This is a genomic window from Pseudomonas auratipiscis, from assembly GCF_036324085.1.
In the GTDB taxonomy this organism is placed as follows: Bacteria; Pseudomonadota; Gammaproteobacteria; order Pseudomonadales; family Pseudomonadaceae; genus Aquipseudomonas; species Aquipseudomonas auratipiscis.
Window position 1 is genome coordinate 39,546 of the sequence record NZ_JAZDCU010000005.1, and the last position, 14,442, is coordinate 53,987.

The 14,442-nt window shown below is 58.4% G+C and carries 12 protein-coding genes and 1 tRNA gene; 9 read left to right on the plus strand and 4 right to left on the minus strand.

The features are described from left to right. The first annotated feature begins 351 nt into the window (after positions 1–351). Complete coding sequence (locus tag V0R60_RS08520) at positions 352–1,263, plus strand: hypothetical protein (protein ID WP_330079144.1); 912 nt, start codon at positions 352–354, stop codon at positions 1,261–1,263. A 256-nt stretch (positions 1,264–1,519) separates the two neighbouring features. On the opposite strand, the gene V0R60_RS08525 is transcribed toward V0R60_RS08520, so the two are convergent. Continuing rightward, positions 1,520–1,858, minus strand: coding sequence for a hypothetical protein (locus V0R60_RS08525; protein WP_136473963.1), 339 nt, complete (start codon positions 1,856–1,858; stop codon positions 1,520–1,522). A 366-nt stretch (positions 1,859–2,224) separates the two neighbouring features. Next, a tRNA-Arg gene (locus tag V0R60_RS08530) sits at positions 2,225–2,301 on the minus strand. A gap of 261 nt (positions 2,302–2,562) precedes the next feature. Between V0R60_RS08530 and gabD the strand changes: the two genes are divergently transcribed. The 3 genes from gabD (at position 2,563) to V0R60_RS08545 (ending at position 6,818) form a co-directional block, all read left to right on the plus strand. After that, positions 2,563–4,005, plus strand: a complete 1,443-nt coding sequence (gabD, locus tag V0R60_RS08535) for an NADP-dependent succinate-semialdehyde dehydrogenase (protein WP_136473964.1) — start codon at positions 2,563–2,565, stop codon at positions 4,003–4,005. A gap of 183 nt (positions 4,006–4,188) precedes the next feature. Next, positions 4,189–5,469, plus strand: a complete 1,281-nt coding sequence (gabT, locus tag V0R60_RS08540) for a 4-aminobutyrate--2-oxoglutarate transaminase (RefSeq protein WP_136473965.1) — start codon at positions 4,189–4,191, stop codon at positions 5,467–5,469. Positions 5,470–5,609: 140 nt separating this feature from the next. Further along, positions 5,610–6,818: a response regulator gene (locus tag V0R60_RS08545; protein ID WP_330079145.1), complete on the plus strand. Its 1,209-nt coding sequence runs from the start codon at positions 5,610–5,612 to the stop codon at positions 6,816–6,818. A gap of 39 nt (positions 6,819–6,857) precedes the next feature. Here the strand turns inward: V0R60_RS08545 and V0R60_RS08550 are convergent, their stop codons facing one another. Together V0R60_RS08550 and desA are read right to left on the minus strand one after the other, a co-directional pair. Continuing rightward, positions 6,858–7,886 (minus strand): GGDEF domain-containing protein, encoded by a 1,029-nt coding sequence (locus V0R60_RS08550; RefSeq protein WP_375547264.1) that lies wholly within the window; start codon positions 7,884–7,886, stop codon positions 6,858–6,860. A gap of 96 nt (positions 7,887–7,982) precedes the next feature. Next, positions 7,983–9,167, minus strand: coding sequence for a delta-9 fatty acid desaturase DesA (desA, locus tag V0R60_RS08555; protein ID WP_330079147.1), 1,185 nt, complete (start codon positions 9,165–9,167; stop codon positions 7,983–7,985). A gap of 148 nt (positions 9,168–9,315) precedes the next feature. On the opposite strand from desA, the gene dibA reads away from it, so the two are divergent. From dibA to cysW, 5 genes are all read left to right on the plus strand, one after another. Continuing rightward, positions 9,316–11,211 carry a phosphodiesterase DibA gene (gene dibA / locus V0R60_RS08560; RefSeq protein ID WP_136473969.1) on the plus strand — a complete coding sequence of 632 codons (1,896 nt, stop codon included), beginning with the start codon at positions 9,316–9,318 and terminating at the stop codon, positions 11,209–11,211. A gap of 169 nt (positions 11,212–11,380) precedes the next feature. Then, the gene (gene oscA / locus V0R60_RS08565) at positions 11,381–11,563 is read left to right on the plus strand and encodes a sulfur starvation response protein OscA (protein WP_007941032.1); all 183 of its coding nucleotides are present in this window, start codon (positions 11,381–11,383) and stop codon (positions 11,561–11,563) included. 75 nt (positions 11,564–11,638) lie between these two features. Further along, the gene (locus V0R60_RS08570; protein WP_136473970.1) at positions 11,639–12,646 is read left to right on the plus strand and encodes a sulfate ABC transporter substrate-binding protein; all 1,008 of its coding nucleotides are present in this window, start codon (positions 11,639–11,641) and stop codon (positions 12,644–12,646) included. An 87-nt stretch (positions 12,647–12,733) separates the two neighbouring features. Then, positions 12,734–13,552 carry a sulfate ABC transporter permease subunit CysT gene (gene cysT, locus V0R60_RS08575; RefSeq protein WP_136473971.1) on the plus strand — a complete coding sequence of 273 codons (819 nt, stop codon included), beginning with the start codon at positions 12,734–12,736 and terminating at the stop codon, positions 13,550–13,552. Positions 13,553–13,566: 14 nt separating this feature from the next. Then, positions 13,567–14,439: a sulfate ABC transporter permease subunit CysW gene (cysW, locus tag V0R60_RS08580; RefSeq protein ID WP_136473972.1), complete on the plus strand. Its 873-nt coding sequence runs from the start codon at positions 13,567–13,569 to the stop codon at positions 14,437–14,439. Positions 14,440–14,442: the final 3 nt, after the last annotated feature.

Below are 14,442 nucleotides of genomic sequence, written 5' to 3' on the forward strand. Positions count from 1 at the left end.
TACACGGAGTGGTAAACCGGGTGCGAGCTCCCAGCAGGCCCGAAGGCCTCCCGCGTACAGCCGCCATAGACTGCACAAGAAATCGCAAACCCGGGTTACCACACCCGATCACCGAGTTTTCGGTGACGGATTGGAGCCTAGAGGGACGAGTTCCTAGGGACAATCAGACGGACATCGACAGACCGAGTAGGGTATTTCCTAGGACGGCCAAACAGCCAGTAATTTCGAGCGTTCGAAATAAAATCTGACATTCATGCATCAACAGCAAAGAAAACTTACGGCTTGTAGGTAGACTCTCTGGCGCAGCGCCGTGCGCGCCTGTTCATTGATGAAGCGTTGAGAGGATAGAGAATGAGTCTCTGGGATGACCTGAAAAAGAAAGCCGTCGACGCCAACCCCGAACTGGCTGCCAAAGCAGCTCAGGCACTGACCAAAGCCAAGGAGCTTGCAGTCGAGGCGGGCCAGAAGGCGGCGCCGGTATTAAAGGAAGCCAGCGAGAAGGCCGCCGCCTACGCCAGTGAAAAGACCCCCATCCTCAAGGCCCAGGCACTCAAGGCGATAGATGATGCCAAGGTGCATCGCGCCGAGCTCAAGGAGCGTGCCAAGCACGACAAGGCCGCACGCGATGAAATGATTCGCACTATGTACGACGTCAGCCTGTCGGCCGAAGACCCCAACTTCATCGATGAGCCGTTCAACCACTTCGACCGCCAATTGCACTTCTTCGTGCTCAGCGGGCAAGTGCTCGATAGCCAGAAACGCAACCAGACGCACATGAGTGCCAGCCATTCGCACAGTTCCGGTGGCGGCTACATGATCAATGGTTATGGCTCGGTGGGTGGCAGTTCGTCATCGATGCATGTCAGCAGTCACAACATTCAGGAGCACGAGTTCTGGGTTCGCCTGCAGGACGACCGGGAAGCGTGTTTCCAGTTCAGCAACAGTGACGTGCGCATTCGTGAAGGGCAGTACATCAGTATGTTGTTTGCGCGCCCGGCCGATAGCCAGACCGGCACCATGGTTGCGCTCTACAACCACAATGCCGAACGCAATTTCAGCATCTTCTCGCCGGCCGAGATCAACCAGAAGTTCAACCTGTACACGGTGGAGCCGGGGCTATTCAACAGAACGGAAGTAACCAGCACCCGCAACCGTCTGCTGCAGGCGTTGGACTTGCGCCTGGGCCAGTTGGCGAGGTATTCGGCGGTGCACGGCAATGTTCCGACGCAGGGCCAGTTGATCGAGGGCGAGACACAAGCCTGATCAGGGTGTTGCAGGCACAAAAAAAGGCCCAGGTTTTCACCTGGGCCTTTCATATATATGGCGCACTCGGCGGGATTCGAACCCACGACCCCTGCCTTCGAAGTCCTAAAAGTCTGGTTGAAGCAGGAACAGCGCAACGGCTTTGGATTCATCACGCTCAACTGAACGGCCTCACACTGGAAAAACGCAGCACCGTCGTCGGCAGATAATGACGGTCCCGTAGCAAGCATCCATGCACTCTTGTCTATGTATCACGTTAGAGGGGCTTGAGACGGTCGCCTCTGACACTTACTTGCTGGCCGATCTGGAATTTGCCATTTGGCGAGCGCACAGTTCGCTCGTGCCCCTGCTCATCGCGCACAACATACGCACGGCCGCTGGCACCGGTCACCTCTTGAACCTCAGCACCGCCCAAGGCCCCGATCCCTGCACCGACCAGAGCGCCAATTGGCCCTCCAAGCGCCCCTCCAAGTAACACTCCTGACCCGGCGCCGAAACCACCACCTACAGTATTGTCGGGTACCTCAGAAATAACTTCGTCAGCCAATGCCGACGCACATAGCAACATGCAGCTGAACGCAATCACATAACGCATAGGTTTCTCCAATGGACTCTAAGAAGCAGATTAGGCTTCTCAAAAACCATGCCAGAGTAAAAACCCTTTTAAATCAATGCATAGATTGGTGCTGGGTACAATTTACCCTCATCAGTCGAGGTTAAATTGACCATAAAAAGGTACTAACAACCCGACCTGGTAATCGCCTCATCACGGTAGCGGGCAAAATCGGAAGAGGTGAGGGTTGCGACGCCTCGACTCGAGAGACAAAGATGTCTCGGTCGATTTCGCTTTCGCCATTCCCGCCACGCTTGAGTGTGGCAAATTTGTGGCAAAAACGACTTTCAGGACTAGGACTGGTTTTCGGCAGAAGCGCCAACCCCTTGGAACCAAAGGGAAAGAAGATGGCGCACTCGGCGGGATTCGAACCCACGACCCCTGCCTTCGGAGGGCAGTACTCTATCCAGCTGAGCTACGAGTGCAACGCGGGCGCCATGATACCCATCTAGACTGGCGGCGTCCATCGCCGTAACGGGCTGTGTTCGATTTTGCACACGCTAGGGCTTAAAGGTAACGTTGATCTGAAAAAGGTCGCCATGTAGCGCTTTTTGTTCTTTTTTTCGAACACCCTATTGTCCTTTTCCCCCGTTGCTCCTAGGATTCGTTTGAGATTTCAAACGCTCTCCTTTTTCTACAATCAATAATTCGCGCCGTGTCTGTACGGTGCCGTTAAGGAAGCCGACATGCAGCTTAAAGACGCCCAGTTGTTCCGCCAGCAAGCCTTCATCGATGGCGTGTGGTTGGACGCGGACAACGGTCAGACCATCAAGGTTAATAACCCGGCTACCGGCGAGATCATCGGCACTGTGCCGAAGATGGGCGCTGCCGAAACCCGTCGCGCCATCGAGGCCGCCGACAAGGCGCTGCCGGCCTGGCGTGCGCTGACCGCCAAAGAACGTGCTGGCAAGCTGCGTCGTTGGTTCGAATTGATGATCGAGCACCAGGAAGACCTGGCCCGCCTGATGACCACCGAGCAAGGCAAGCCACTGGCCGAAGCCAAGGGCGAAATCGTCTACGCCGCTTCCTTTATCGAGTGGTTCGCTGAAGAAGCCAAGCGCGTTTACGGTGACACCATTCCTGGCCATCAGCCAGACAAGCGCCTGATCGTTATCAAGCAGCCAATCGGTGTGACCGCAGCGATCACGCCGTGGAACTTCCCGGCGGCAATGATCACCCGTAAAGCCGGCCCGGCCCTGGCCGCTGGCTGCACCATGGTGCTCAAGCCTGCGTCGCAAACGCCGTACTCCGCCCTGGCCCTGGTTGAGCTGGCCCACCGTGCCGGTATCCCGGCTGGCGTGCTGAGCGTGGTGACCGGTAGCGCTGGCGATATCGGCAGCGAGCTGACTGGCAACCCGATTGTGCGCAAGCTGTCCTTCACCGGTTCGACCGAAATCGGTCGCCAACTGATGGCCGAATGCGCCAAGGACATCAAGAAAGTTTCCCTGGAGCTGGGCGGTAACGCACCGTTCATTGTGTTCGACGACGCTGACCTGGATAAGGCCGTTGAAGGCGCGATCATCTCCAAGTACCGCAACAACGGCCAGACTTGCGTCTGCGCCAACCGTATCTACGTTCAGGACGGCGTCTACGATGCTTTCGCCGAGAAGCTCAAGGCTGCTGTGGCCAAGCTGAAAATCGGTAACGGCCTGGAAGACGGCACCACCACCGGTCCGCTGATCGATGGCAAGGCTGTTGCCAAGGTCCAGGAACACATTGCCGACGCCGTTGGCAAAGGCGCCCAGGTACTGACCGGCGGCAAGCTGATCGACGGTAACTTCTTCGAGCCAACCGTTTTGATCAACGTGCCGAACAACGCCGCAGTCGCCAAGGAAGAAACCTTTGGCCCGCTGGCACCCCTGTTCCGTTTCAAGGACGAGGCTGAAGTTATTGCCATGTCCAACGACACCGAGTTTGGTCTGGCCTCGTACTTCTACGCCCGTGACATGAGCCGTGTGTTCCGTGTCGCTGAAGCGCTGGAGTACGGCATGGTCGGCATCAACACCGGTCTGATCTCCAACGAAGTCTCGCCGTTCGGCGGTATCAAGGCCTCGGGCCTGGGCCGCGAAGGTTCCAAGTACGGCATCGAGGACTACCTGGAAATCAAATACCTGTGCATCAGCATCTGATCGCAGCGTAAGGCTTTACCTCTGCCAGCGGGGCGCGAGAGCGACGTCCCGCTGGCCTTTTTACACCGTACACCCAGTGGTCTGGGCCCCTGCAGCAGTCGATCAACGCATGCTGTCTGCAGTTGAATACCGACCACCCTGACTTGAATCGCGCCACCCTGCGTGTGGCGAATTGAGGACATTATGAGCAAGACCAACGAATCTTTGATGCAACGTCGTGTCGCCGCTGTTCCACGTGGTGTTGGCCAGATCCACCCGATCTTCGCCGAGTCGGCAAAAAACGCCACCGTCACTGACGTCGAAGGCCGTGAGTTCATCGACTTTGCCGGCGGCATCGCGGTACTGAACACCGGTCACGTGCACCCGAAGGTCATCGCTGCCGTTGAAGCCCAACTGCACAAGCTGACTCACACCTGCTTCCAGGTGCTGGCCTACGAGCCTTACGTTGAACTGTGCGAAAAGATCAACGCCAAGGTGCCAGGCGACTTTGCCAAGAAAACCCTGCTGGTTACCACCGGTTCCGAAGCTGTTGAAAACGCCATCAAGATCGCTCGCGCCGCTACTGGCCGTGCCGGCGTGATCGCCTTCACTGGCGCTTACCACGGTCGCACCATGATGACCTTGGGCCTGACCGGTAAAGTCGTTCCTTACTCGGCTGGCATGGGTCTGATGCCAGGCGGCATCTTCCGTGCTCTGTACCCGAACGAACTGCACGGTGTCAGCGTTGATGACTCGATCGCTTCGATCGAGCGCATCTTCAAGAACGACGCCGAAGCGCGCGACATCGCCGCAATCATCCTCGAGCCAGTACAGGGCGAAGGTGGTTTCTACGTCGCGCCTAAAGAGTTCATGAAGCGTCTGCGCGCACTGTGCGACCAGCACGGCATTCTGCTGATCGCTGACGAAGTGCAGACTGGCGCTGGCCGTACCGGCACCTTCTTTGCCATGGAGCAAATGGGTGTTGCTCCAGACCTGACTACCTTCGCCAAATCCATCGCTGGTGGCTTCCCACTGGCCGGTGTCTGCGGCAAGGCCGAGTACATGGACGCTATCGCTCCAGGCGGCCTGGGTGGCACCTACGCGGGTAGCCCGATCGCTTGCGCCGCGGCCCTGGCTGTCATGGAAGTGTTCGAGGAAGAAAAGCTGCTGGAACGCAGCCAGGCTGTTGGCGAGCGCCTGGTCGCTGGCCTGAAGAAGATTCAGGACAAGCACCCAATCATTGGTGAAGTGCGCGCCCTGGGCTCGATGATCGCCATTGAAGTGGTCGAAAAAGCCGGTACCCTGACCCCTAACGCTGCTGCAGTTGCCTCGGTTGTAGCCAAGGCTCGCGACAAGGGTCTGATCCTGCTGTCGTGCGGCACCTATGGCAACGTCCTGCGTATTCTGGTTCCACTGACCTCGCCTGATGAGCAACTGGACAAAGGTCTGGCAATCATCGAAGAGTGCTTTGCTGAACTCGCGTAAACTGTGACGCAGTAGAAGAAAAGCCCGCTTCGGCGGGTTTTTTTTCGCCCAAAGGAATGCAAGGAAGCTAAGGTTGCTTGCAAGGAGACACCCTGGAAGGTGCGCTGGATTGCGTGTAGAGAATTATTGGAGAGTTGAGTATGAGCGTTGCCACCCCCCCCACGGCACCGTGTGTGCTAATTGCCGAAGGCGACCCCTGGGTGCGGGAGATGTTGAGTCAGATGCTCTTGAGTGTGCGCTGTGATGCGCGCTTACAGGTGTGTGCCGACGGCTCGCAAGCATTGGCAGCGCTATCCTGCCAACCTGACTTGATTATTGCCGCGCGCGAGTTGCCCGGTGGCGATGGCCTCGACCTGCTGCGCAACGTGCGAGCAAAAGGTCGGCAACCGGCATTGCCGTTCATTCTCATGAGCAACCGTAGCGACAGCGCCAGCGTGCGCGAGGCGTTGCCGTTCGCGCCCACGGCTTACCTGAGCAAGCCGCTGAATATGGACTCCTTGCGCCATCGGCTGGAAGAGCTGTTGATCAAGGTGGGGGAGCAAATCGCCTGTCCGGTACCACCGTTGCAGCCGGGCATGACCTTGCCACGCTTTCTCGAAGGGCGCCGGGCTACGGCCGATGGTGGACCATTGCTGGCGGACGTGCAGCAGGCAATCAAGCGCAGCTTGAACCCGCAGGGGCTCAACCTGAAAACGCTGGAAGAAGAAATCCGCAATGACCCGCAAATAACCGCGGTACTGATCGCGGCAGCCAACAGCGCCGCGCTGCACCGTGATGGCGCCGTGCAGACGTTGTTGCAGGCACTGAACAAGCTGGGCACCACCCAGAGCATGAACCTGATCCTGGGGCTGGCACTCAAGCGCAGTGCCAAGCTCAGCGACCCTTTGCTGTCGCAACACGCCGAGCACTTCTGGGCGCTGTCATTGCACGCTGCCGAATACGCACGCACCCTGGCACGCATGCTTGAGCTGGACCAGGAACGTTGCTACTGCGCAGGCCTGTTGCATTGCCTGGGGGATCTGGCGTTGCTGCGTTGCCTGCAGGAGTGGCGGTTGTCCGGCGGGGAGCTGGATGAGGATGGTATCGAGTTGTCGCTCAATGAATACGGGGCGGCTTTTGGCTCGGCGCTTCGTACTCGCTGGCGCTTGCCGCTGGAGCTGCGTGAGTTGATCGCTGCGATCTACCAACTGGGCGGCGGTGTGTATTCGCGCGAAGCCTTGGTGATGAACCTGGCTGGGCAGTTGGCGCGCTTGCCGGCAGATCAGGGCCTGGAGGCGTTGGCTGAAAGCAGGACGGCGCGGCTGTTGAAGGTAGGAATGCCGGAGCTGATGCGCCTGCGCAAAGGTTGAGCGGCCGCCTGCGCCGGGAGTGCGTTGTTCAGCGTGGAGTTAGCCAATCACGATCTGATTCTTGCCCTGCCGCTTGGCTTGATACATCGCCGCATCCGCCCGGGCAAAGAGGCTGTCCAGTGACGCGTCTGGGCCGGTGATGCCCGTCAGCCCCTGGCTAACCGTCACGCCGAACGCCTGGTCTTCATAACTGAAGCTCAAGCGCTGAATCTCTCGCTGCAAACGCTCGGCAATCTGTTGGGCGATTTGCGGACCGCAACCAGGAAACACCGCCGCAAACTCTTCTCCACCAATGCGCCCAAACAGGTCGCCACGGCGCAGCACCGCTTTGCCAATGTCGGCGATGCGTTGAAGCACTGCATCGCCTTCCTGATGGCCATAGGAGTCGTTGATTTGCTTGAAGTCATCGATATCCAGCAACAGGAACGACAACGGTGTTTGCTCCCGACGAGCGGTTTCGAAGGCTTGCCCGGCACAGTCAAAGAAGTGTCGGCGGTTGCTGCTTTGGGTCAGCACGTCGGTGGTGGCCATGCGCTGCAGTTCGCCTTCGAGTAACTTTTTCTCGGTAATGTCTTCAGCCATGCCAACCACGATCAGTCGATCATTGTTGTCTGACTGTTGATTGATAAAGCACTTGTCACTGATCCAGCGCACACGACCTTCAGCATCGATGATGCGGTACTCGCGATCTTCCACGGCGCCTTTGACCAGCACCTCGGCCAGGCTGCGTTCTGCGTAGTCGAGGTCGTCAGGGTAGATGCTGTCGCGCCATTCGTTGAAATCAGCCAGCAACAGGCCCGCCGAGCGACCAAAAATTCGTTCGTACGCGGGGCTTACGTAAAGCACCTGGCGCAATTCCCAGTCGAACGCCCAGAGCACGGCATTGACACTATCGAGCAGCGAGCTGAAGAGTTGTTCTCGCTCGCTCAGGCGCGCCACTTCGCCTTGCGCATGCATGAGTGCCAGGAGGGTCTGGGCGAACTCAGGGGGTGTGCTGTGGGGTTGAGACAACGGTTTCTTATTGACCATTTGCGCGGAACTTCTCACACAGAGGCGGGCGGCCATCACCTGGCCCGCCACAGGGGCGTAGTGCCAGTCAGAGTGAAAATAAGCGGTGAAGTTCCGACAGGCGCGCCCCCCAATGGGGCGCGCCGATCAACGGCGTCAGCTCAAGGCCGGGCGCAGGGAGTAGGTTTTGAGCTGGTCGGCGAAGTCGCGCAGCGATTGGATACCGCTGGCTTCGGCCTCGTGTACCCAGTCTTTCATGGCCGCCAGCATGTCGTGGCCGTTGGCGCTGGTGCGCAGCCAGATTTGCTGCAGGGCCAGGCGTTTCTCATAGATGGTCTTGAGTGCCTGGCTGTGCTCGAGCATGGTTTGGATGCGGGCGTGATGACGGTCTTCCAGCAGACTGGTCTCCCGTGACAACAGACGCTTGGCGCGGCGGAATTGATGGCGAACCGAATCATCGACACGCGCCAGTTCCTGTTTGACCAAGGGCGCGATGACCAGCTTGCGGTACTGGGCCATGATCTGGAAACGGTTGTTGAGGATCGCCATTGCCGTGTCCATGTCCAACTGACCCTTGCCTTCGACGCGGTGGGCGATAGGGGCAACGCGCTGCACCTTGGCCAGGCGCAGGAAGCAGAACAGCTTGATCCATGCCCAACCCATGTCGAACTCCCAGCGTCTGACCGACAGCTTGGCCGAGTTCGGGTAGGTATGGTGATTGTTGTGCAGCTCTTCGCCACCGACGATGATGCCCCAGGGCACCAGATTGGTGGCGGCGTCGCGGCACTCGAAGTTGCGGTAGCCGACGGCATGGCCAAGGCCATTGATGACGCCGGCTGCCCAGAATGGAATCCACATCATCTGCACCGCCCAGATGGTGATGCCGATGGTGCCGAACAACAGCAAGTCGATAACCGCCATCAAGCCAATGCCGCCCAGCTTGTAGCGCGAGTAGAGGTTGCGCTCGATCCAGTCCTCAGGGCAGTTCTTGCCGTAGATACGCAGGGTTTCCGGGTTGGTCGCTTCTTTGCGATACAGTTCGGCACCCTTGCGCAGCACGGTGGACAGCCCCAGGATCACCGGGCTGTGCGGATCGTCAACGGTTTCGCACTTGGCGTGGTGCTTGCGGTGGATGGCAGTCCACTCGCGAGTGTTCTGCGCGGTGGTCAACCACAGCCAGAAGCGGAAAAAGTGCTTGAGCCCGGCGTTCAACTCCAGCGAACGGTGGGCTGAGTATCGGTGCAGGTAGACCGTGACACTGACGATGGTCACATGGGTCATGACCAGGGTAACTGCCAGCAGTTGCCAAGCCGACAAGTTGAGCAAACCTTGGTACCACATAGGCGATTGGGCCCTCGAAAACTTAGGGAACAGCGCAAGCATTATCCCTGCACGGACAAATAAAACCAGTCGGCCTTTTAGATAGGAGGTCACGGGATGTTTCTACCCTATAATCCCCCATTATTTTTTGTGGGCTTGTCAGGATCTTATGTCTGCTTCCGTTCGAGACGCCATGCGCATGGCTGCGCTTTATCTGGTGTTGTCCGTGCTCTGGCTGGCGCTTTCTGATCAGCTGTTGGTCAGCCTGATCAATAACCCGGAGCAACTGGCGCGTTGGCAGTTGTTCAGTTCTCACCTTTGGGTGCTGTGCAGTGCGTTGTTGATCTTCTCTTCCCGTGCGCGTTTGTTGAGTTTCATTGGTCTTGGTGCGCGCTTGCGTCGCGAAGACCGGGAGCGGCTGCGCATGGCCGCTGCGGTTTTCGACAGTACCCTCGAAGGTGTACTGGTAACTGATCGGCAAGGTGTGATCGTGCATGTGAATCGCGCGTTCATGCGCATTACCGGCTACGAAAAGGACGAGGTTCTCGGTCAGCGACCGAGCAAGTTCAAATCAGGCCGCCATGCTCCGGAGTTTTACCAAGAGATCTATTCGACGCTGGCTGAAAAAGGCGAGTGGAGCGGAGAGATCTGGAACCGGCGCAAGAGCGGTGAGGTGTACCCGCAATGGCAGACCATCTGCGCCATTCACGACGACAGCGGAGAACTCAGTCACTACGTGGCGGTGTTCAGTGACATCAGCGCGATCAAGCACTCTGAGCGGGAGCTGGCTTACCTGGCTCATCACGACCCGCTTACCGATTTGCCCAACCGCATGTTGTTCAACGATCGCGCCGAGCAGGCGCTGGCCGCAGCGCAGGCCAACAAGCGCGGGTGTGCCTTGCTGCTGCTGGATCTGGACCACTTCCAGAGCATCAACGATGGCCTTGGACACAATGTAGGTGACCAGTTGCTCAAGCTGGTAGGTGAGCGCCTCAGGACGCTGCTGGGGAGCGGCGTGACCCTGGCGCGCCTGGGGGGCGACGAGTTTGCCGTGCTTACCGAGCAATGCCCGCAGGTCGGACAGGCTGCAGCATTGGCGCAAAGCATAATCGATGTGATGAAGCAGCCCTTCGAGGTCGAAAACCAGAGCCTGTTCGTCAGTGTCAGTATCGGCATCAGTCTGTTCCCAAGCGATGCCCTGAGCGCAGAACAGCTTTTGCGCAATGCCGACTCGGCGTTGTTCAAGGCCAAGGCCAGTGGTCGCGCCGACTATGCCTTGTATACCGAAGAACTGACCGCCCATGCCCAACAGCGCGTCGAAACTGCTGGCGAACTGCGCCGGGCACTGGAGCAGGAAGAACTGCGCGTGTATTACCAGCCCGTGCACGAGTTGAGCAGCGGCGCAATGATCGGCGTTGAGGCCTTGGTGCGCTGGCAGCACCCGCAGCGCGGATTGGTGGCGCCGGGTGAGTTCATACCGATTGCCGAGCGCACAGGGCTGATTGCCGAAATCGATACCTGGGTGCTGCAACAGGCTTGTTTGCAGATGGTGCAGTGGCAGGCCAGCGGGCAGCCAATGCAATTTGTCGCAGTGAACATTTCCAGCCGCCTCTTTGGCCATCGAGACCTGTATCAGCAAGTGGCCAGGGTGCTGCATGAAACCGGTCTGGACCCCGCCATGCTGGAGCTGGAAGTAACTGAAAGCGCGGTAATGGAAAACCCCGAGGTCGCTCTGGAGCAGTTGCATCGCTTGCGTGAACTGGGGCTGCGCTTGGCCATCGATGACTTCGGTACCGGTTACTCGTCATTGCTGCGGCTCAAGCGTTTGCCGGTACAGAAACTCAAGATCGACCAGGGCTTTGTGGCGGGCTTGCCCTGCGATGAGGATGATGCGGCGATTGTCCGGGTGATCATCGCACTGGGCAACAGCATGGGTATGCAAGTACTTGCCGAAGGTATTGAGCAGGCCGAGCAAGCGCAGTTCTTGCTGGAGCATCAATGCCTGCTGGGGCAAGGCTACTGGTTTGGACGACCGGTTCCAGCGCAGCAATTGCGTTGGCAATGACCGGCCTGATGGCGGGGCCACGTCCCGCCAAAAGGTTTTTTGGTTATATAAAAATTCTTAAATAGTATTTTTAAGAATAATCAAGCCCCCCTAAGATTGCCCTCAAGCCAGGCGCAGTCGCCTTCTGTTACGCAACTGCACGGGTCCCTTTATTCATAGGAGCACGAGCATGAGCGCATCTCTGCGTAGCGTTGACGGTCAGGACGAAGCCACCATCCTGCGCGAAATTCAGAGCGCGCTGCGCGACCTGCGCTTTGGCGCGGTAGAAATTACCGTGCACAACGCCCAGGTCGTGCAGATAGAACGTAAGGAAAAGTTCCGCCTGCAGAACCCCGGCAACAAGCCCAGCTGATACCGGTGGGAGCGGGCATGCCCCGCGATGAATGCGCCGCCTAATTAGAAAAATACGCCAATCGGGAGCTTCACCATGTCAATCCGCCGTTATGCCCTGGCAGCACTCGCCAGCGCCGTTTTTGCCGGTTCCGCTATCGCCAAGGATTACGAGTTGTTGAACGTTTCCTACGATCCGACCCGTGAGCTGTACCAGGAGTACAACGCCGAGTTCATCAAGCACTGGCAACAGGCTCACCCGGGCGACAAGGTGAAGATCCAGCAGTCCCACGGCGGTTCGGGCAAGCAGGCTCGAGCGGTGATCGATGGGCTGCGTGCCGACGTGGTGACCCTGGCGCTGGCCGGTGACATCGACGAAGTGGCCAAGCTGGGCAAGGCCCTGCCAGACAGCTGGCAGAACCGCCTGCCTGATGCCAGCACTCCATACACCTCGACCATCGTGTTCCTGGTGCGCAAGGGCAACCCCAAGGGCATCAAGGACTGGGGTGATCTGATCAAGAAAGACGTGTCGGTGATTACCCCTAATCCGAAAACATCCGGCGGCGCTCGCTGGAATTTCCTCGCCGCCTGGGCCTATGGCCTGAAAGCCGGCGGTAGCGAAGCCAAGGCCCAGGAATACGTGAAGCAGTTGTTCCAGCACGTACCGGTACTGGACACCGGTGCTCGTGGCTCAACCATCACCTTCGTCAACAATGGTCAGGGCGACGTGTTGCTGGCCTGGGAAAACGAAGCCTTCCTGGCGCTCAAGGAAGACGGCGGCGCTGACAAGTTCGACATCGTTGTACCGTCGCTTTCGATTCTCGCCGAGCCACCTGTGGCCGTAGTCGACAAGAACGCCGAGAAGAAGGGCAACGAGAAAATTGCCGAGGAATACCTCAAGCATCTGTACAGCCCAGCCGGGCAGACCATCGCCGCAAAGAACTTCTATCGTCCGCGTGATGAGAAAGTCGCCGCCGAATACGCCAAGCAGTTCCCGAAACTGGACCTGGTAACTATCGACAAAGACTTCGGCGGCTGGAAAACTGCCCAGCCCAAGTTTTTCAATGATGGTGGCGTGTTCGACCAGATCTACACCGCGCAGTGAAACGTGGCCGATAGGATAGTCGCCGTTCAGTAGCCAGCATGGGCCCGGGATCTGTCCCGGGCTTCGTGCGTTCAACCAGGGACCTTTATGTCACGTCGTATCTCCCCCGTCATACCCGGCTTCGGGCTGACGCTGGGCTACACCTTGGTGTACCTCAGTCTGATTGTGCTCATACCGCTGGGGGCCATGTTTGTGCATGCCGCCCAGCTCACCTGGGAGCAGTTCTGGGCCATCATCAGTGCGCCGCGAGTAATCGCTGCTCTCAAGCTGAGCTTTGGTACTGCCCTCTTCGCCGCCATCATCAACGGCATCATCGGTACGTTGCTGGCTTGGGTTCTGGTGCGGTACACCTTCCCGGGCCGCAAGATCATCGAGGCGATGATCGACTTGCCGTTTGCACTGCCGACTGCCGTAGCCGGTATCGCCCTGACGGCGTTGTATGCCCCAGCGGGGCTGGTCGGCCAGTTCGCCACCGATCTGGGTTTCAAGATTGCCTACACCCCATTGGGCATCACCCTGGCATTGACCTTTGTGACCTTGCCGTTCGTGGTGCGCACGGTGCAGCCGGTACTCGCTGACATTCCTCGGGAAGTCGAAGAAGCTGCTGCCTGCCTGGGCGCCAAGCCGTTGCAGGTGTTTCGCTATGTGCTACTGCCGGCACTGTTGCCCGCCTGGCTGACCGGCTTTGCCCTGGCGTTTGCACGCGGTGTCGGCGAGTACGGCTCGGTGATTTTCATCGCCGGTAACATGCCGATGAAAACCGAGATTTTGCCGCTGCTGATCATGGTCAAACTTGACCAGTACGACTACACCGGCGCTACCGCCATCGGCGTGATGATGCTGGTGGTTTCCTTCATTCTGTTGCTGCTGATCAACTTGCTGCAGCGGCGCATCGAAACCCCTTGAAGGAGGCCTCGTCCATGTCTGCATCTACCCTTGGCGCGGCCGCTTCGGCCAATGCCGCTCGCCGTGGCAGTTCCACCTCACGGCGCATTTTGATCAGCCTTGGTTGGTTGATCTTTGCTCTGTTCCTGCTGCTGCCGCTGGTTATCGTGGTGTCTCAAGGCCTGAAAATGGGCCTGGGTACATTTTTTGAAGCGATCTTCGAGCCTGACGCATTGTCAGCCTTGAAACTGACGCTGATTGCCGTGGCCATCTCGGTGCCGTTGAACCTGGTGTTCGGCGTCAGCGCTGCCTGGTGCGTGAGCAAATACACCTTTCGCGGCAAGAGCATCCTGGTAACGCTGATCGATTTACCCTTCTCGGTATCGCCGGTCATTGCCGGTCTGGTCTATGTGTTGATGTTTGGTGCCCAGGGCTTTTTCGGGCCATGGCTGCAAGACCATGACATCCAGATCGTGTTTGCCTTGCCGGGCATCGTGCTGGCAACCATCTTTGTCACCGTGCCCTTCGTTGCCCGTGAACTGATCCCGCTGATGCAGGAGCAGGGAACCCAGGAAGAAGAGGCTGCGCGCCTGCTGGGGGCCAATGGCTGGCAGATGTTCTGGCATGTAACGCTGCCTAACATCAAATGGGGCCTGATCTATGGCGTGGTGCTTTGTACTGCGCGGGCAATGGGTGAGTTCGGTGCCGTGTCGGTGGTCTCCGGCCACATTCGCGGGGTGACCAACACCTTGCCGCTGCATGTCGAGATCCTTTACAACGAATACAACCATGTCGCGGCCTTCAGCGTGGCCAGCCTGTTGCTGATCCTGGCGCTCTTCATCCTGCTGCTCAAGCAGTGGAGCGAGTCCCGCATTAACCGCCTGCGCCATAGCGCCGCGGAGGAATAATTC